15 protein-coding genes are annotated in these 17,285 nt (G+C 68.8%); 8 read left to right on the top strand and 7 right to left on the bottom strand.

Annotated elements, in window-relative coordinates; translation table 11 throughout:
- Window positions 1–47: 47 nt before the first annotated feature.
- Together ACIA12_RS09455 and ACIA12_RS09450 are read left to right on the top strand one after the other, a co-directional pair.
- Complete coding sequence (locus ACIA12_RS09455; RefSeq protein WP_396366450.1) at window positions 48–563, top strand: RNA polymerase sigma factor; 516 nt, start codon at window positions 48–50, stop codon at window positions 561–563.
- On the top strand, window positions 556–1,155 hold the full coding sequence (locus tag ACIA12_RS09450; protein ID WP_396366449.1) for a hypothetical protein: 600 nt from the start codon (window positions 556–558) through the stop codon (window positions 1,153–1,155). Before ACIA12_RS09455 ends, ACIA12_RS09450 begins: the two co-directional genes overlap by 8 nt.
- On the opposite strand, the gene ACIA12_RS09445 is transcribed toward ACIA12_RS09450, so the two are convergent.
- From ACIA12_RS09445 to ACIA12_RS09425, 5 genes are all read right to left on the bottom strand, one after another.
- Complete coding sequence (locus tag ACIA12_RS09445) at window positions 1,152–2,093, bottom strand: GNAT family N-acetyltransferase (RefSeq protein ID WP_396366448.1); 942 nt, start codon at window positions 2,091–2,093, stop codon at window positions 1,152–1,154. The two genes, ACIA12_RS09450 and ACIA12_RS09445, sit on opposite strands and share 4 nt — an antisense overlap.
- Window positions 2,090–3,046: a GNAT family N-acetyltransferase gene (locus tag ACIA12_RS09440; protein ID WP_396366447.1), complete on the bottom strand. Its 957-nt coding sequence runs from the start codon at window positions 3,044–3,046 to the stop codon at window positions 2,090–2,092. Before ACIA12_RS09440 ends, ACIA12_RS09445 begins: the two co-directional genes overlap by 4 nt.
- A gap of 40 nt (window positions 3,047–3,086) precedes the next feature.
- On the bottom strand, window positions 3,087–4,670 hold the full coding sequence (dacB, locus tag ACIA12_RS09435) for a D-alanyl-D-alanine carboxypeptidase/D-alanyl-D-alanine-endopeptidase (RefSeq protein WP_396366446.1): 1,584 nt from the start codon (window positions 4,668–4,670) through the stop codon (window positions 3,087–3,089).
- Window positions 4,671–4,784: 114 nt separating this feature from the next.
- Window positions 4,785–6,044, bottom strand: coding sequence for a hypothetical protein (locus ACIA12_RS09430; RefSeq protein ID WP_396366445.1), 1,260 nt, complete (start codon window positions 6,042–6,044; stop codon window positions 4,785–4,787).
- A gap of 9 nt (window positions 6,045–6,053) precedes the next feature.
- A complete protein-coding gene (locus ACIA12_RS09425; protein ID WP_396366444.1) occupies window positions 6,054–6,941 on the bottom strand; it encodes a MurR/RpiR family transcriptional regulator in 888 nt (295 codons plus the stop codon).
- Window positions 6,942–7,066: 125 nt separating this feature from the next.
- Here ACIA12_RS09425 and ACIA12_RS09420 point away from each other — a divergent pair, with 125 nt between their 5' ends.
- From ACIA12_RS09420 to ACIA12_RS09405, 4 genes are all read left to right on the top strand, one after another.
- Window positions 7,067–8,377 (top strand): family 43 glycosylhydrolase, encoded by a 1,311-nt coding sequence (locus tag ACIA12_RS09420; RefSeq protein WP_396366443.1) that lies wholly within the window; start codon window positions 7,067–7,069, stop codon window positions 8,375–8,377.
- 113 nt (window positions 8,378–8,490) lie between these two features.
- The gene (locus ACIA12_RS09415; protein WP_396366442.1) at window positions 8,491–10,653 is read left to right on the top strand and encodes an alkaline phosphatase family protein; all 2,163 of its coding nucleotides are present in this window, start codon (window positions 8,491–8,493) and stop codon (window positions 10,651–10,653) included.
- 2 nt (window positions 10,654–10,655) lie between these two features.
- Entirely contained in the window at window positions 10,656–11,423 is a 768-nt protein-coding gene (locus ACIA12_RS09410; protein ID WP_396366441.1) for an MBL fold metallo-hydrolase, read from the top strand.
- Window positions 11,420–12,028: a DedA family protein gene (locus ACIA12_RS09405; RefSeq protein ID WP_396366440.1), complete on the top strand. Its 609-nt coding sequence runs from the start codon at window positions 11,420–11,422 to the stop codon at window positions 12,026–12,028. The genes ACIA12_RS09410 and ACIA12_RS09405 overlap by 4 nt, the downstream gene beginning before the upstream one ends.
- Window positions 12,029–12,033: 5 nt before the next feature.
- Here ACIA12_RS09405 and ACIA12_RS09400 read toward each other — a convergent pair whose 3' ends face one another.
- Window positions 12,034–12,675: a TIGR03085 family metal-binding protein gene (locus ACIA12_RS09400; RefSeq protein ID WP_396366439.1), complete on the bottom strand. Its 642-nt coding sequence runs from the start codon at window positions 12,673–12,675 to the stop codon at window positions 12,034–12,036.
- 99 nt (window positions 12,676–12,774) lie between these two features.
- On the opposite strand from ACIA12_RS09400, the gene ACIA12_RS09395 reads away from it, so the two are divergent.
- Both ACIA12_RS09395 and ACIA12_RS09390 read left to right on the top strand, forming a co-directional pair.
- Complete coding sequence (locus ACIA12_RS09395; protein WP_396366438.1) at window positions 12,775–14,628, top strand: ABC transporter ATP-binding protein; 1,854 nt, start codon at window positions 12,775–12,777, stop codon at window positions 14,626–14,628.
- A complete protein-coding gene (locus ACIA12_RS09390; protein WP_396366437.1) occupies window positions 14,625–16,424 on the top strand; it encodes an ABC transporter ATP-binding protein in 1,800 nt (599 codons plus the stop codon). The genes ACIA12_RS09395 and ACIA12_RS09390 overlap by 4 nt, the downstream gene beginning before the upstream one ends.
- 297 nt (window positions 16,425–16,721) lie before the next feature.
- Here ACIA12_RS09390 and ACIA12_RS09385 read toward each other — a convergent pair whose 3' ends face one another.
- Entirely contained in the window at window positions 16,722–17,015 is a 294-nt protein-coding gene (locus ACIA12_RS09385) for a Fe-S cluster assembly protein HesB (protein WP_396366436.1), read from the bottom strand.
- Window positions 17,016–17,285 lie beyond the last annotated feature (270 nt).

The following is a 17,285-nucleotide window of genomic DNA, read 5'->3' as shown; positions in this document are numbered from 1 at the left end:
TCGGCGGGGAAGTGGAACCGACCAGGGGAGCAGCGCGTGTTAGTGGTGTGAGGGAGCTCGACGGCGATCCGGCGGCAGAGGTGGCGGCGCTCTACCGCCGTACGTGGCCACGCCTGATCGGCCTGCTCGTCTCCATCGGCGCCTCGCGGGCCGACGCCGAGGAGCTGGCCCAGGACGCGTACGTGAAGCTGCTCGACCGCTGGGACAAGATCAGCCGGTACGACGACCCCGACGCCTGGGTCCGCGCAGTCGCGGTACGGGCGCTGGTCAGCCGACTCAGACGCCAGCAGGTCGCGACGCGTGCCCTGGCCAAGCTGACCGGCCGCGCTTCCGAAGTACAGGGTCCTGATGGGGATGCTGTGGACGTGGCGGCCGCGCTGGCGAGGATCACTCCGACGCAGCGGGCGGTGGCGGTCCTGTACTACGTGACCGACCTGTCGATCGAGCAGATCGCCGACGAACTGCAACTGCCACGCGGCACGGTGAAGTCGCGGCTGGCCCGTGCCCGCCAGGCGCTCGCGCCGCTACTGGAGGTCGAGGAGGAGGTGCCTGGCCATGCGTGATCCGGAGACCGACCTGCTGACCGAGTACGTCGACGAGCGCACGCCCGAGGAGCCGCGCCCCTTCGAGTACGTCGAACGCGCACTGCACCGCCGCAGACGCGGCCGCATCGTGATGGCCGTCGCCGCGACCATCGGCGTGATCGGCGGCGCCGCCACGGTCACCGCCGTGAACCGCCAACACGCCGACGAAAGCCCAGCAGTCACCACCACCACACCCGCGACCAGCTCGATGGATGTCGGCCCACCGCCCCCACAGTTCAAGCAAGGCACCACCCTGCTCACCCTCGACCACGAACTGGAGATCACCAGGGCCTACCCCGACCCAGCCACCCCGGACCGCCTGATCGTCGAAGCCACCCGAGGCGACACCGAAACCTGCGTCCCCCACGTGGTCCTCCGAGTCCTGGCCCAAGACGCCAAGGCAGTCCGGATCGCCGCCTACCAGTACTCCGTCCTGCCCCAATCGGACGAAGGCATGCAGTGCTTCAGACCTGAAGGCAAACCCTTCAAGGGCATCCTCGCCCTCCACTGGCAACTGGCCACCCGCCAAGTCCTCGCCGGCTCCACCGGCAACCGAGTCGTCCTGAACTAGACCTGCAGCGTCTTCCGCCACCTGTCGTTGACGATGTCCGGCCGCATCCCGACACCCAGGTAGAGGCCGACTGCCGGAGTCGGGTTCGAGCTGTCCACATGCAACAGAGTGCCGCTGAGTCCCGCCGTCGCGTCGATGGCGAACTGGTCCCGGAGCAAGTACTTCGCCAGCCCACGGCCGCGCGCCTGGGCCAGTACACCGATCCGCCCGATGTACCCGCAGTTGTCGGACTTCACGAAGTTGCGGTCGAACTCACGGATCGCGACCGGATCGCCGTCCAGCTCGAGCACGGTCAGCTGGGACCAGGAGAAGGTCGACCGCGCTTCGCGTGCCGCCACCCACTTCTCGTACTCCGGCGGGCTCGCCGACGGCTGGTCGGCGAACGTCTCCACGATCAGCCGGTACGCCGTCCGCCGCGACTCCTCGTCAGATGCGCCACTGCGAACCACGATCCCGGCCGGCGGGGCGGGCCGGTCCATCGGCCCGGTGTGCTCGATCTTCATCCGCTGGATCGAGGTCTCATGAATGAACCCGCGAGCGGCGGCAAGCTCAGCCACCAGTTCGTCAGCGCCCAGCACCCCGATCCGCACCAGCTGCTCACCCAGACCGGCGTCCCGAGTCGCCTCCGCCACCCGGTCCATCGCGCGGTCGAACAGCCAGTCGGCGACGGATCGGTCGGTCGCGGTGAGCTCGATGCCGATACAGTCCGGCCTGTGCACGACGGCTGCGGTGCCGACGATCGCGTCGTCGACGAAGACCAGCCAGGTGTCCGTAGTGAGGTCGAGCTGCGGATTGCGCAGGAAGTCCTCGACACCTTCCAGGCTGTACTGATGCAGCCCGATCAGCGCCACGCTGCGAGCCGCCAGATGCTGCTGGACCACCTCGACGTCCTCGAGCCGCATCGGCCGGCAAGTCGCACCCTCCGGCAGGCCCGTCATCGGTCGACCGCGACCGTGCGTCGCCAGACGTCGATGACGAGGACTGCTTGCATGCCGACCGAGAGATAGAGCCCGAGCGCCGGAGTCGGATTGTTGGTGTCGACGTGGAGGATCGTGCCGGCCCGCCCGGCGGCAGCGTCGACGGCGAAGGCGTCGCGCAGCAGGAACTTGGCGAGCCCCCGGCCCCGCGCCTCCTTGAGCACGCCGAGCCGGCCGACGTAGTTGCAGTTCTCGTCCTCGACGAACTGGTCGTTGCTCTCGATGAACCCGACCACCTGTCCGTCCAGCTCCAGCAGACTCAGCTGCGACCAGTCGAACGTCGACTGGGCGTCCCGCGCCGCGAACCACTCCTCGTACGACCGGGGAGTGAACCCGAACTGCCCGGTGAAGGTCTCGGTGAACACCGCGTGCGCCGCACGCCGCGTCTCCTCGTCCGCCGCGCCCCGACGAAGCACCACACCCTCCGGTACCTTCGGCGCGGCCACCGGCCCGGTGTGATCGATGCGCATCCGGTGATACGTCGTACCAGGGGCGAAGTCGTTGGCGGTGAGAAGCTCGCGCTTCGCCGTGTCGGTGCGGTAGACGCCGAGGTCGAGCGACACCTCCGCGTGCCCGTGCTCGCGGCCCAGCTCCTTGGCGCGCCCGAGGATCTCGCCGAGCAGCCAGTCGGTGATGGCGGGATCGGCGCTGTAGAGGTCGATGTCGAGCAGGTGGTGATCACCCTGGCCGAAGACCGTCCCGTAGCCGGTCAGGGTCTCGCCGGTGAAGACCAGCCAGCCGTCCCGGTCGAGGTCGAAGCCGGGCTCACCGAGCTCGTTGGCCATGTCTTCGAGGGTGAAGTCGGCGGACCCGATGGCCGCGATGTTCCGCGCCGCGACGAGCTCGAAGATCGCCTCCGCGTCGTCCTCGGTGGGCCGGCGGAAGGTGTGCCCGGTGGGCAGTGCGGCAGTCATTCCCACATGGTGCTGAACCACTGCCGCACTGTCTATTCGATTAGCGGTCCTTGATCCAGTCGTTTCCGGGGTCTTCGGGACCGGTGCCGTCGTCGGTCAGTTGTGCCTTGGCGGCGGGAGCGGGCTTGATCGCGGCGACCGGCGCTTGGTCGGTCCAGGAGGCGAGGGTGACACCGACCGCATCCTCGACCGAGCGCGGGCTGGTCAGGTAGTTGTCGGTGATCATCGAGAAGACCAGCTTGCGGCCGTCCTTGGTCGTGACGTAGCCCGACAGTGCCGTGACGCCGGTCAGCGAGCCGGTCTTGCCGTGCAGGTTGTTCGCGGCCGGCGTGTTGGCCATCCGGGACCGCAGGGTTCCGCCGGTGAAGCGATCCGGGTTGCCCGCGATCGGCAGCGCGTCGTACCACTGCTGGAACCACGGCTCCTTCTCCGCGGCCAGCAGGATGTCGGTGACGCTCTTCGGGGTCACGTTCACCTTGCGGGACAGGCCGGAGCCGTCGGACAGCCGGATCGTCGCGGTGTCGACGCCGACGCTCTTCGCGTACGCCGTGACGACGCCCAGGCCGGCCGGCCAGCTCCCGTCCGCCTTCGCGACCGCGCCCATCGCCTTGACCAGCGTCTCGGCGTGCATGTTGTTGGACAGCTTCAGGAACGGCGTCATCAGCTCGCCGACCGTCATCGACTCGTCGCGGGCGAGCTGCCTGGCCGTGGCCGGCGTCGCCGCCTCCCGGGTGCTGCCGTCGACGCGGACTCCCTCGGCCTTGAGGGCCCGGCGGAAGACGTCCGCGGCGTACAGGGCCGGCTCCCAGACCGTGACCCACTCCTGGCCGACGGTGGCACCGGCCGGTACCGAGCCGGTCACCCGTACGACGTTGGTGCCGTGGTCGCGCTCGATGCTGAGCGTGTTGGCCGACCCGGCCGCGCCCGTGGTGGCGGTGTTGATCAGCTTGAGCACGCCGTTGGCCGGGACCAGGTTGAGCTTGACCGGTGCTCCGACCGTCGCGCCCGGCCGGCTCTCGACGATCGCCGTACCGGAGTCGTAGTCGGTGTTCGGAGCGAGCGTCAGCGCGGAGATCTGCGCGCTGTAGTAGAACGGCTCGTCGTCCCAGGCCCAGCTGTCGCCGAGGCGTACGTGGTCGAAGTAGGTGTCGTCGGCGATCACGTTGCCGTCGACCCGCTCGATCCCGGCCTTGGCGATCTGCTTGGCCAGTGCGACGTAGTCGCTCTCCAGTGCGGTCGGGTCACCGAAGCCCTTCAGATAAAGGTCTCCGCGCAACTTCCCGCCCTTCACCGGCGCGGTCGCCAGTACGTCGGTGTGGAACCGGTAGCCGGCTCCCAGCGTGTGCATCGCGGCCGTCGACGTGAAGAGCTTCGTGTTGGAGGCGGGCACCAGCCGGGTGCCGCCGTTGCGGTCGTACAGCGTCTCGCCGGTGGTCGCGTCGCGGACCAGCAGGCCGACCTGCGATCCCTGGAATCGCGGATCGGCCAGCAACGTGTCCAACTGCTGCTGCAACCCGGTCGCCTGCACCTGCTGTACCGCGGCCGGCGCTCCGGCCGACTGACCCACCAGGCCGGCGGTCGCCGCGACGACGGCCGTCAACGCCATCAGGCCGCGCCCGGACACCCTCGGTAATTTCCTCACAAGAACCCCTCAAACCTTGGCGGAATCCAACTACCCCGGAGTCTCCATCGCGGTTGCCCTTCCGGTCCAGTGATCGTGCCCGATCGGTTGGGCCGGTCAGACCACGAACGGGTTGGTGCCGGTGGCGGCGAGCAGGTACCAGGCCGTGGCGCCGGTGTGGAGCGACGCGTAGTACAGGTCGCCGAAGCCGGTGTCGAGGCCGTCGGAGGAGGCGGAGACGATGCCCTTGCCGTCGGCGTTCGGTGCCCGGAGCTGGGCGTCGCGGAGGCTGGCCAAATAGGTGTTGATCCGGGCCTGGTCGCCAGGAGCGCGGCGGACCTTGAGCGCGGTGACCAGATGGGCGGTGCCTTCGAACCAGACCTTGCTCGTATCTGTGTTGCTGAAGCTGATCCCGGTGAAGCCGCCGTCGGTTGCCGCCAAGTTGGCGATCACCCAGTCGACGGCCTGGCTGTAGCGGGCGTCGCGGGTGGCGAGGTACGCCCAGATCTGGACGTCGGCGGGGATCGGGTAGTGGTTGATCGTCACACCATCGGGGTTGGTGCCGGTCCAGAGCATCCGGCCGGGGTTGTCCCACATCGCGCGGATGAAGGCGAACGCCTGCTGGGAGCGGGCCGACCAGGCCCGGTCGCCGGTCTGCTGGTTGAGCATCGCGAAGAACGCGCCGATGTCGATGTTGTGTTCGGTCGCTTTGAAGGTGAGCGGCTGGTCGTCGGCGCTGCGACCGCCGGTGTAGCCGGGGATGCCGGCGCCTGACCAGGTCTTGGACTGGATCCAGTTCGCCGCCGTGAGGGCGCCGTTGAGGTACTTCCGCTGGCCGGTGCGTTGGTAGAGATGGCAGAGCGCCATACCGACCCAGGCCTGGTTGCCGGAGTAGGCGGCGGGGGAGCCGATGTAGGGCGAGCCGTCGGCGGTGATCAGCGGGTTGGGCTGGTACGAGGCTCGGGTCCGGCCGTCGCCGATCGGGTCGTGCTGCTGGACGTAGAGGAAGACGTCGCCGAGGACTTTGGCTCTCGTCAATTGAGCGGCGGATCCCTCGCGGAGCAACGCGATGACGGTGAGGGCGTCGTCGTACAGAAACGAGGAGACGAAGTTGAGGTCGGCGAAGAAGCCGCCGGTGTAGCTCTGCGGGACACGGAGGGCGGTGCCGGTGCCGTACTGGTCGATCTTCTCGGCCAGGAAGGTGAAGGCGGCAGCTTCGGATGCGTCGGTGGGGCGGCGGGCGGCGAAGGCCTTGGGGACTGAGAGAACGGTGCCTACGGCAACCAGGCTGCTCAGAACGGTGCGACGGCTGGGGGTGAGGAGAGCGCCTTGCGGGCTTGCCGGGGATGTGGGGTCGGGGGTGGTGTGGCGGTCCATGGAACTCCTTCAGCTGGGCCGGGTGCGGCGGCGCTTGGGCTTGGGGGTGCGGTGGGGGTCTATCGCGGTGGCGGTTGTTTCCAGGGCCGTGAGGGTGCGGGCGTGGTTCAGCTGGGCTACTCGGGTGTAGAGAACATCCAGGACGAGCAGTTGGGCGTGGCGGTCGGCCAGAGCGTCGGCGGGGGCCGCGCCGGTTTGGGCCGTGGTGAGGACCAGATCGGCCTCGGCGGCGAGAGTCGAGGTGCGGTCGTTGGTGACCGCGACTGTTCGGGCGCCGTGGGCCGTTCGGAGTACGTCGATGGTTTCGGTGATCTGGCCGGAGTGGGAGATGCCGATCACGAGGTCGCGCTCGTCGGCCAGGGTGACCGCGGTGAGAGCGCCGTGCACCTCCGGCCAGAGCCAGCAGGCGAAACCGATCCGCTGCAGCCGGATCCGCAGTTCGTCCGCGGTGATCGCGCTGGTACCGACGCCGAAGAGATGGATGGCGCGCGCTCCGGTGATCGCCTGCGCGACCTGATCGATGGCAGCCAGATCGAGCTGGTCCGCGGTACTGAGCAACGCCTGGGTGTTGGCGGCGACGATAACCTTGAGGACCTGGTCGAGGTCGTCGGCAGGCTCGATCTCGCGGCCGATGTCCGTACGCCAGCGACTCGCGCCGGAGCGGCCGACCTGCTCGGCGAGTGCGACCTTGAGCGCGGCGAACCCGGACAAGCCGGCGGTGTGGCAGAAGCGCGTGACGGTGCCGGGGGAGGTGCCGGTGCGATCGGCCAGGTCGGTGATGGTGAGCCGCGCGGCCTCGGCCGGCTCGGCCAGCAGGAAGTCGGCGATCCGCACCAGCGCGCCGCCCATCGCGGGCCTCAGCTCGCGCAGCCGGCGCAGGATGTCGGAGTCGTCCATGTGGAAGTAATTTCCACGTTATGGCATTGCCTGTCAATGGATCGAAAAGATTTCCAGCTCTCGATTCTCAGGTGAATCGATGTAAAAGTGGGTCGCACAGGTACCGCCCCACCTGAGGAGCCCCTATGCGCAACAGAGTCCTCGCGGCGATCGCCGCCCTCGTCCTGCCCCTGACCATGCTCAATCCACCCGCCCAGGCCGCCGTTCAGCGGATCACAGCGGCAGCGTTCCCGGCCGACATCATCGGCGAGGACTTCCCCGATCCGGACGTCTTCGCCAAGAACGGCACCTGGTATGCCTACTCGACCAACAACGGTCGTGGTCACGTCCCGGTCGCCTCCGCGCCGAGCGCCAACGGTCCGTGGACCATTCGCGGCGACGCGATGCCCGGCGGCCCGTCGGCGAGTTGGGCACAGGCCGGACGTACCTGGGCGCCGGACGTCTATCCGAACCCGGACGGCAGCTTCACCCTCACCTACACCGCCTGGCACAAGGCGTCCGGTCGGCAGTGCATCGGCGTCGCCACCGCAAGCTCGGCGCTCGGCCCGTTCACTCCAGTCGGCAGCCAGCCGCTGATCTGCCCGCTCGACAAGGGCGGCGCGATCGACGCGAACACCTTCGTCGCCAATGACGGCACCCGGTACCTGACCTGGAAGAACGACGGCAATGCGATCGGCCAGCCGTCCACCCTGTGGCTCACCAGGACGACGAACAACGGCACGGCCCTCACTGGCGGCAACACGGCGATGCTCACCTCCAGCGGCGTGATCGAGGCGCCGGACCTGGTCCAGCGGGGGAGCCAGTTCGTCCTCTTCTACTCCGGTGGCGGCTACAACGACTGCAACTACCTGACCTCGTACGCGACCTCGTCCAGCCTCAACGGCCCGTGGACGACGGCCTTCCGCCCCCTGATGACCACGGCCAGCTTCGACAACCACGTCTGCGGACCCGGCGGGGCTGACTTCGTCGGGGACAAGGTGTTTTTGCACGGCTGGGTCAACGGCTCGAGGCACCTGTACGTCGCCGACCTCGGCTGGGCGAACGACTTCCCGGTCGTCCGGGGCAGCCGGGTCCGTACCGAGGCAGAGCGCGGCACCCTCAACCACTGCTCGGTCCGTACCGGAGCTGCCGGCGCATCGCAGGGAGCGGTCGCGGCGTACATCGACTACGCGGACTCCTGGGTGCAGGTCTCCGTGTTCGCTCCGTCAGCAGGCGGCTACACGCTCTCCGTCGGCTACGCGAACGGGATGGGCGCGACGGCCAGCCACGGCGTGGTTGTCAACGGCAACAGCCAGGGGACGATCAGCTACCCGGCCACCGGCTGGGACAACTGGCACCAGGCGGCAGTACCGATCACTCTGAATGTCGGCTGGAACACCGTCCGGCTGACCAAAGGCGACCTCTACACGGAGGTGGACTACTTCGAACTCCAGTGACCCTGAGTCGACGGTCGGGGGAGAATCCGGGGTGTGGCGGAGTGGGCGGTTGCTGGGTGGGCTCGTAGGCTCGGGGTGGCAGTGATGGGCGAGCGGGGAGTTCGAAGTACCTGATGGCAAAACCACCCGAGCAGATCTCCAGCGATCGGCGGCAGCACAGGCCGGTCTGGCTCGACCTGCGCCGTACCACCCGCGGCCTGCAGGCGATGATCCTCGGCGGACTCGCCTCGCTGGTCTCGCTGCTGATCACCTTCTGGACGCTGCCCCAGATCAGCAGCAGTGACGGCGCCTGGCCGATCCTGCGGCTGGTCGTGATCCTGGCGGTGATCGGGCTGATCGTGCGCTGGATCCTGGCCGGGATCGCGGTTCTGATCGGCTCGGTCGGGGTGCTGATCGGCGGGCTGCTGAGCCAGTTCGCGGTCGTCTACCTCGGCGTCACGATCGATCCGGGCGTGCACCTGCATGGCGGCCCCGAGGCGGCGCTGGTGGTGTCGATCGTGATGTCGTCCGTCAGCGCGTTCGTCGGCTGGATCGCGTACGCCGGCAGTGACGACGCCTACGTCTCCGAGGTGATGCGCGTCGTCCGGCGCCGGGCCCGCCGGATCGACGCCGCGCCGAAGACCGGGATGCTGATCATCCAGATCGACGGGCTGTCGGCGCCGCTGCTCAACTGGATGGTGATGTCGGGCAACCTGCCGCATCTGGGTGGCTGGATCCGGGAGGGACGCCATTCGATGGTCGAGTGGCACACCGGCGTACCGGCGACCACACCGGCCAGCCAGGCGGGCATCCTGCACGGCGGATCCGGCCAGATCCCGGCCTTCCGGTGGTATGAGAAGGAGACCGGCCGGATCATGGTGACCAACCGTGCCCGGGACGCCGCCGAGATCGAGGCGCGGATGTCCACCGGCCGCGGGCTGCTTGCCGATGGTGGCGCGAGCATCAGCAACAACTGGTCCGGCGACGCGCCCAAGTCGGAGCTGGTGTTCAGCCGCGCGGCACTGCCGGACGGCCGCAGCCGGGGGTACGTCCGGTTCTTCTCCAGCCCGCAGGGTGCTGCCCGTGGACTGGTGCTCTGCTTCGCCGAGATGGTCAAGGAACTCCACCAGGCTCGTCGGCAACGCGTTCGCAACCTGGTACCGCGGGTCAACCGCGGCGGGTCGTACATCTTCCTCCGGGCCATCTCCAACGTGCTGCTGCGTGACCTCAACGTCTCGCTGATCACCGACGAGCTGGTCAAGGGCACCCCGGCGATCTACTGCGACTTCGTCGACTACGACGAGGTCGCCCACCACGCCGGTCCGACCCGGCCGGAGTCGCTGCAGACGCTCGAGGGGCTCGACCGCGTGCTCGGCGCGCTCCAGCGGATCATCGACATCCTGCCGCACTCGTACGAGATCGTGGTCCTCTCAGATCACGGCCAGAGCCAGGGCTCGACCTTCCTCCAGCGGTACGGCCGGACCCTCACCCAGGTCGTCGACGACCTGGTCGACACGACCAAGGAACCGGTGGCGGCGACCGGCCGGTCCGAGGGCTGGGGCCCGGTCAACGCGTTCCTGACCGAGCTGACCATGCGGACCAGTATGGGCGGCAAGGTGACCCGCAAGGCGCTGCACGGCAAGGCCGTCCGGGGCGAGGTCGAGCTGGGCCCCGCCGACTGCGAGCCGCCGATCGCGGCCGACGAGCAGATGATCGTCACGGCCTCGGGCAACCTTGCCCTCATCTACCTGGCCAGGACTCCGGGACGGGTGCCGCTGGAGGAGATCGAACTGCTCCACCCGCGGCTGATCCCGGGGCTCGCGACGCATCCGGGCGTCGGGTTCGTCGTGGTGGAGACGCTCGCGGAAGGGCCGATCGCGATCGGCCGGGCCGGCGTCCACGTACTTCGCTCGGGCCGGATCGAAGGCGCCGACCCGCTGGAGCCGTACGGTCCGCAGGCGGCCGCGTCGATGCTGCGGCAGGCCGAGATGCCGCACAACGGGGACATCGTGGTGATCAGCCGGCTGGACGAGTACACCCGGGAGGTGGCCGCGTTCGAGGAGCTGGTCGGTTGCCACGGCGGGATCGGCGGCTGGCAGACCGAGGCCGTCCTGGTGCACCCGCGCCGCTGGGCCGTCGACGAGCCACCCGTAGGCTCCGATGCGATCCACCGCCTCCTGATCAGCTGGCTCGACCAGCTCGGCCAGCGCAAGCCCGACGACGCTTTCGAGTCTCACGCTGAACCTGAGGTCGAGGACCAGGTGGAGAGTTCGTCGGATGCAAGCGTGGAGGCCTGAGAGTGCGGATCACCTGGTGGGGGCACAGCACCACCACCATCGAGTCGGACGGCACCAGGCTCCTGACCGACCCGGTGCTGACTGCTCGGATCGCGCACGTCCGGCGCCGCCGTGGCCCCGCGCCGACGCCGGAGGCCGGCCGCTGTGACGCGGTACTGGTGTCGCATCTGCATGCCGACCATCTGCATCTGACGTCGCTGCCGAAGGTCTCGCCGGACGCGGCGCTGGTCGTGCCACGGGGCGCGGCCAAGCTGATCGACGCGCACAGCGGCGCCTTCTACTCGGACCGCTGCATTGAAGTTGCCCCCGGCAACCAATTGCGGATCGGCAAGCTCGACATCACGGTCGTCACCGCCGACCACGACGGCCGGCGGCTGCCCTGGTCCGCTCATCGCGGACCTGCTCTCGGGTTCCGCGTCGAAGGCTCGCCGAGTGTCTGGTTCGCGGGGGATACCGACCTGTACGACGCGATGGCGGCGGAGGTGGCGCCGGTGGATGTCGCGGTCGTACCGGTCGGCGGCTGGGGTCCGTCGCTCGGGCCGGGGCACCTCGACCCCGTCCGGGCCGCTGAGGCGGTACGGCGGGTCGGCGCGCGGATCGCGATCCCGGTGCACTTCGGGACGTTCTGGCCGATCGGGTGCGATCGGTTGCGGCCGGATCTGTTCCTGCCGCCGGGGGAGGAGTTCAAGAAGGTGATGGCCGAGGTGGACCCTGCCGTCGAGGTGGAGCTGCTGGCGCCGGGCGAGTTGACCGAGGTGGTCGGGCGATGACGGGTGATGACTTCGGCTGGGTGTACCTGGCGGCGCTGGCCGGGGCAGTACTGATCGGTGCGGTACTGCCGATCCTGCCGACCGGTGCGGCGGTGTCGGCGGGTGCGGTGCTGGCCTCGCACAGCAATCCGATCGGGCTGGTGGGCGTACTGATCGCCGGTGCCGGTGGTGCGTATCTGGGTGACTTGATCGTGTACGCCGCGTGCCGGGCGGGCGGGGAGCGGCTGGCTCAACGGGTCGGGTGGCTGCGGAACAACGCGTCGTTGGATGCGTTGCGGGTGCGGCTGGCCGAGCACGAGATCACGGTGTTGCTGACGTCGCGGCTGATCCCCGGCGGGCGGGTGCCGGTGTTGCTGGCGGCTGGGCTGGCGGGGTATCGGTGGCACCGGTTCGCGGTGGTGGACCTGATTTCGTCGTCGTTGTGGGCGGTGGTCTACATGGCCATCGGGTTGCTCGGGTATGCGTTGTTCCCGAAGCCTTGGCAGGGCGTGGTCGCGGCGATCGTGCTGGTGCTGCTGACCACGGTGGTCAGCAGCCTGATCCAGCGCTGGCGCAAGAAGTCCGCCGCAGCAAAGCAACCCACGGGCGAGCCGGTCACCGACTGAGGTACCTACACGCCGAAGGATGCTGCTTGGAGGCGCTCTACCGCGGCCGGCTCGCCGTCCAGGCTGACCTGGGCGACTGCTTGGCGGCCGAAGCAGAACAGGACCAGTTCGACCGGCTCGCCGGTGATCGTGACCGAGCCTTCGGCGGTCGGCTTCTTGGCGACCGACTCGCTGCCGTCCGGCAGGCGTAGTACCAGGCCGGTCGGAGCCTTGCGCGTCATCGACTTGGCGGCCAGCTTCACCTGCTTCCAGAGCCCCTCCTGCTGCTCGGCCGGCAGCGCCCGGACGGTGAAGTCGGGGACCGCGCGACGGACATCCTCGTGGTGCACGAGGTACTCGGTGGTGTTGAGGTTGTGCCCGATCCCCGGGATCCCGTAGATCGAGAGCCGCGGCGGCCCGTTGCGGACCTTGTCGACGATCCCGGCGAAGCCGTACTTCGCCTTGGCCTGCTCCATTCGGCGGCCGGTGGTGTCGGCCAGCCCGGCGATCATGATGCCCGGCTGCGCGATCGGATCGTTCTCCCGGACGTACAGATGGGCGGCGAGATCGAACGTCATCCATCCCTCGCACAGCGTCGGCTGATCAGGCCCGACCTCGTCGAACAGGTCACACAGCGCCAGTCGCTCTACCTTGCTGTAATCGGTCACAACTCGATCGTAGTTGTCGGCGCGCAATGGCAGAATGTCAATCGTTGTCAGCTTCGTGGCTGGCTACGGTCCTGACAGTGTCGTTCGAAGGATGTCTGCGTGCCACAGCCGAAGGTTCCCAGCAAGGGGAGCGTGACCCGGCGAGGGTTCGCGGTCCTGCGAGTGGCGATCTGGGAAGAACCGTGGGTGTTCACCTGGTCGGTCGCGGCGAGCATGCTGTACGGCGCGATGACGGTCGCCGACGGCTGGGGGCTCGGCTGGGCGACCGACCACGTGATCCGGCCGGCGCTGGAGCGGGGTGACACCACCTTCGGCGCGGTCGCGTCGCTGATCGCGCTGTTCCTCGGGATCGCGATCCTGCGCGCCATCGGCGTGGTCGGCCGGCGGATCGGGGCCGGCGTCATGCAGTTCCGGCTGCAGGCGACGTACCGGCAACGCGTCACCCGGCAGTACCTGAAGCTGCCGCTGGAGTGGCACCACAAGCACCCGACCGGCCAGCTGCTGTCCAACGCGAACGCGGACGTCGAGTCGACCTGGTACCCGATCGCCCCGCTGCCGATGGCCGTCGGGGTGATAGCGATGCTCGGGTTCGCCATCGCCGCGATGTTCGCCGCCGACGTCTGGCTCGCGCTGGTCGGCTGTCTGGTCTTCCCGCTCGTCTTCGTCGCGAACGTGATCTTCCAGCGCACTCTGCAGCCGCTCGCCACCCGGGCTCAGGAGTTGCGGGCGGACGTGTCCGAGGTCGCGCACGAGTCCTTCGACGGCGCGCTCGTGGTGAAGACGCTCGGGCGTGAGGCGGCCGAGACCGAGCGCTTCCGCGGGCCGACCAACGCGTTGCGCGACGCGAACATCGCGGTCAACCGGGCTCGCGGCGCGTTCGACCCGGTGATCGAGGGGTTGCCGCGCGTCGGCGTACTGGCGGTGCTGCTGGTCGGGGTCGGGCGGGTTCGTTCGGGCGCGGCCGACGCGGGCGATGTGGTGCAGGTGGCGTTCTTGTTCACGCTGATCGGGTTTCCGATCCGGGCGCTGGGCTGGGTGCTCGGTGAGCTGCCGCGGTCCGTGGTCGGCTGGGACCGGGTACAGCGGGTGCTCAAGGCTGAGGGTGGGATGGAGTACGGCTCACTTCGCTTGACCTCGGCCTCGGCGGCTCGGGTGGAGGTGTCCGATCTGCGCTTCGGGTATCTGCCCGATCGCGATGTGCTTGCCGGGGTCGACTTCGTGGTCGAGCCCGGGCGGACGGTGGCTGTCGTCGGGCCGACGGGGTCGGGCAAATCGACGCTGACGACGTTGCTCACCCGGCTGGTCGATCCCGAGGAGGGGGCGGTCGCCGTCGACGGGCTGGACCTGCGGGAGCTGGCTCGCGATGAGTTGGCCGGGTCGGTCGCGCTGGTCGCGCAGACGGCTTGGCTCTTCGACGACACGATCCGCGGGAACATCACGCTCGGCGGGGAGTACTCCGACGAGGACGTCTGGGACGCGTTGCGGATCGCGCAGGGCGACGGGTTCGTGAAGTCCTTGCCGCACGGGCTCGACACCAAGGTGGGGGAGCGCGGTACGACGCTGTCCGGTGGGCAGCGGCAGCGGATCGCGCTGGCCCGCGCGTTGGTACGGCGGCCGCGGTTGCTGATTCTCGACGACGCCACGAGCGCGGTGGATCCGCAGGTGGAGGCGCGGATCCTGGCTGGGTTGCGTACGGCGGTACAGGGCTCTCAAGCGGCGACGACTGTGCTGGTGATCGCTTATCGCAAGGCGACCATCGCGCTGGCCGATGAGGTGTTGTTCCTCGATGAGGGGCGGATCGCCGACCAGGGGACGCATGTCGAGTTGCAGGAGCGCTCGGCGGCGTACCGGGACCTGGTAGACGCGTACGAGAAGGACGCGGCGCGGCGTGAGGAAGAGGCCGCGCTCGAAGCAGAACTCGATGATCTCGACTCCGAAGGAGCGTCCGCGTGAGTACCGCCGCATCGTCCAGCCGTCTCGACGCCGGTGACAACGCGGGCGGCCTGGAGACGCTTCGCCAGGGTCTGCGGATCTCGCCGGAGCTGGCGCGCGGCTGGTGGATCACGGGGTTGCTCGCGCTGACCATGACCGGCGGGCGGATCGTCGTACCGATCGCTGTGCAGCAGACCATCGACAAGGGGTTGTCGGGTCCTGGTGGGCCGGACATGTCGTTCGTGGCGTGGATGTGCGTCGCGTGTTTCGGTGGCGTGCTGGTGACGGCCTTCGCGTCGTACCTGACGACCGTGCGGCTCGCGACGAACTCGGAGCGCGGGCTGGCGACGATGCGGATCAAGGCGTTCCGGCACGTGCACGACCTGCCGGTACTGACGCAGAGCACCGAGCGACGGGGTGCGCTGGTCAGCCGGGTGACGTCCGATGTGGACACGGTGTCGCAGTTCCTGCAGTTCGGCGGGTTCATCTTCCTGGTGAGCATCGGGCAGATGCTGCTCGCGACCGTGGTGATGTTCGTGTACTCGTGGCAGTTGGCGCTGGTCGTGCTGATCTGCTTCCTGCCGCTGTTCGCCAGCCTGAAGTACCTGCAGCGGCTGATGTCCGCGGCCTATGGCGTGGTGCGGGCGAAGGTCGGGGAGATGTTGTCGGCGATCGCCGAGCCCGTGGTCGGGGCGCAGGTCGTGCGGGCGTACGCGATCGAGAAGCGGACGCAGGAGCGGATCGACGCGTCGATCGAGGACTACCGCAAGACGGCGACGAAGGCGCAGGCGATCACCGGGATCACGTTCTCGATCGGTGGGCTGGCGGCGGGGCTGGCGAATGCCGGCGTACTGACTGCAGGTGTGCTGCTTGGGGTGGACGGGCACGCGACGCTGGGCGAGATCTTGGCGTTCATGTTCCTGGTGGCGTTGTTCTCCGATCCGGTGCAGATCGCGACACAGGTGCTGACCGATGCGCAGAGCGCCTTCGCCGGCTGGCGGCGGGTGCTCGGCGTGATCGCTACGCCTGCTGATGTCGTCGATCCGGGTGAGGCCGGGGTGCATCAGTCGCGCGGGCCGGTGACGGTCGAGTTCCGTGACGTGAACTTCGCTTATCCGGACGGGGAGCTGGTACTCCGTGACGTCGACGTCCGGCTCGAACCGCACCGCCGGGTCGCGGTGGTCGGTGAGACCGGCTCGGGCAAGACGACCTTCGCCAAGCTGTTGACCCGGCTGATGGATCCGACTTCCGGCGCTGTCCTGCTCGACGGTGTCGATGCCCGCGAGATCGCTTTCGCCTCGCTGCGCGAGCGGGTGGTGATGGTGCCGCAGGACGGCTACCTGTTCGACTCGTCCCTGGCCGAGAACGTCCGCTTCGGCCGCCCCGACGTCACCGACGCCCAGCTGCTCGACGCCTTCGAGTCCCTGGGCCTGACCGACTGGCTCGAGTCCCTCCCGGACGGCCTCGACTCCCCGGTCGGCCAACGCGGCGAATCCCTCTCAGCCGGCGAACGCCAACTGGTCGCCCTGGTCCGAGCCAACATCGCCGACCCCGACCTCCTGGTCCTCGACGAAGCCACCTCAGCCGTAGACCCCGGCACCGAGGTCCGGGTCAACGCGGCCCTCGAACGCCTCATGACCGGCCGAACCTCAGTAACCATCGCCCACCGCCTCTCCACCGCCGAAGCCGCCGACGAAGTCCTCGTCTTCGACAACGGCCGCATCGTCGAGCGAGGCCCCCACGCCACCCTCGTCACCGCCGGCGGCGTCTACACCCACCTCCACAACAGCTGGATAGCCCAACGCACAGCCCTCTAACCCACCCCCAACCACACCAGCGGGCCTACACCCCAGAACCACCGGCGGGGCTGTGCCTCCTGAACCACCGGCGGGGCTGTGCCTCCTGAACCACCGGCGGGGCTGTGCCTCCTGAACCACCGGCGGGGCTGTGCCCGCTGAACCACCGGCGGGGCTATGCCCCCTGAACCACCAGCGGGGCTACACCCGGGACGACCGGCGGGGCTGCGCCCCTGACCACCAGCGGGGCTACGCCCTGCTCTCAACACAGCCTGTCGTGTGAAGTGCAGGGTTAGCCGATCAAGCTCAGCGTGTGGGTCAGTGCGCGCCGGGCTGGGGGACGAGGAGGAACTCGACGCCGCCCTTGTCGTCTACTGCGGCGTCCAGGATCTTGTCGTCCAGCGTGGCGGCCGCGTTGGGCTCCAGGAAGACGCGGGCACCGCTCTCCTCGAGCACCTGGTCGCCCTTGGCCGGCGACTCGGTCGTCGTCACGGCCAGCGCGGGATCGGTCGGGTTGTCCTGGGAGATCCGGACCCCAGCACCCTCGGGAGCGCCCTCGACGCCCGTGATGCTCTTGATCACCAGAGTGGCGTTCTCGGTCAGGGTAAGCACTTGCTTCTCCTAGCATCGACTGCGGTGAACCCGCCCCGTGCCCCACCCCCGAATCCCCAAACACCCCACCCACCACCCCGCCCCAACCCACGCCACGCTCCGGCGTACCAGCTCACTTTGAGCACCCGCCAGCCACTCAACCACCGCCCCGACGACTGCCCGGTGCTCAAAGTCGCCGTTCGCACCGAGATGCGTGACGACCTTGAGCACGGAGCAGTCGTCGGCTCGCGATTCGAGTGACTGCTCGGTGCTCAAAGTGAAGGTGAAGGG

The organism is Kribbella sp. NPDC051620, assembly GCF_044453825.1.
GTDB lineage: Bacteria > Actinomycetota > Actinomycetes > Propionibacteriales > Kribbellaceae > Kribbella.
The sequence above is the reverse complement of the archived record's forward strand: the minus strand, read 5'-3'. Positions and strand labels throughout refer to the sequence as shown.

Bases quoted from the DNA above. Each gene is read 5' to 3' on its own strand.
- ACIA12_RS09425 (WP_396366444.1), bottom strand. From the start codon at position 6,941: ATGGACGACTCCGACATCCTGCGCCGGCTGCGCGAGCTGAGGCCCGCG.
- ACIA12_RS09445 (WP_396366448.1), bottom strand. From the start codon at position 2,093: ATGACGGGCCTGCCGGAGGGTGCGACTTGCCGGCCGATGCGGCTCGAG.
- ACIA12_RS09415 (WP_396366442.1), top strand. From the start codon at position 8,491: ATGGCAAAACCACCCGAGCAGATCTCCAGCGATCGGCGGCAGCACAGG.
- ACIA12_RS09430 (WP_396366445.1), bottom strand. From the start codon at position 6,044: ATGGACCGCCACACCACCCCCGACCCCACATCCCCGGCAAGCCCGCAA.
- ACIA12_RS09450 (WP_396366449.1), top strand. From the start codon at position 556: ATGCGTGATCCGGAGACCGACCTGCTGACCGAGTACGTCGACGAGCGC.
- ACIA12_RS09405 (WP_396366440.1), top strand. From the start codon at position 11,420: ATGACGGGTGATGACTTCGGCTGGGTGTACCTGGCGGCGCTGGCCGGG.
- ACIA12_RS09420 (WP_396366443.1), top strand. From the start codon at position 7,067: ATGCGCAACAGAGTCCTCGCGGCGATCGCCGCCCTCGTCCTGCCCCTG.
- ACIA12_RS09440 (WP_396366447.1), bottom strand. From the start codon at position 3,046: ATGACTGCCGCACTGCCCACCGGGCACACCTTCCGCCGGCCCACCGAG.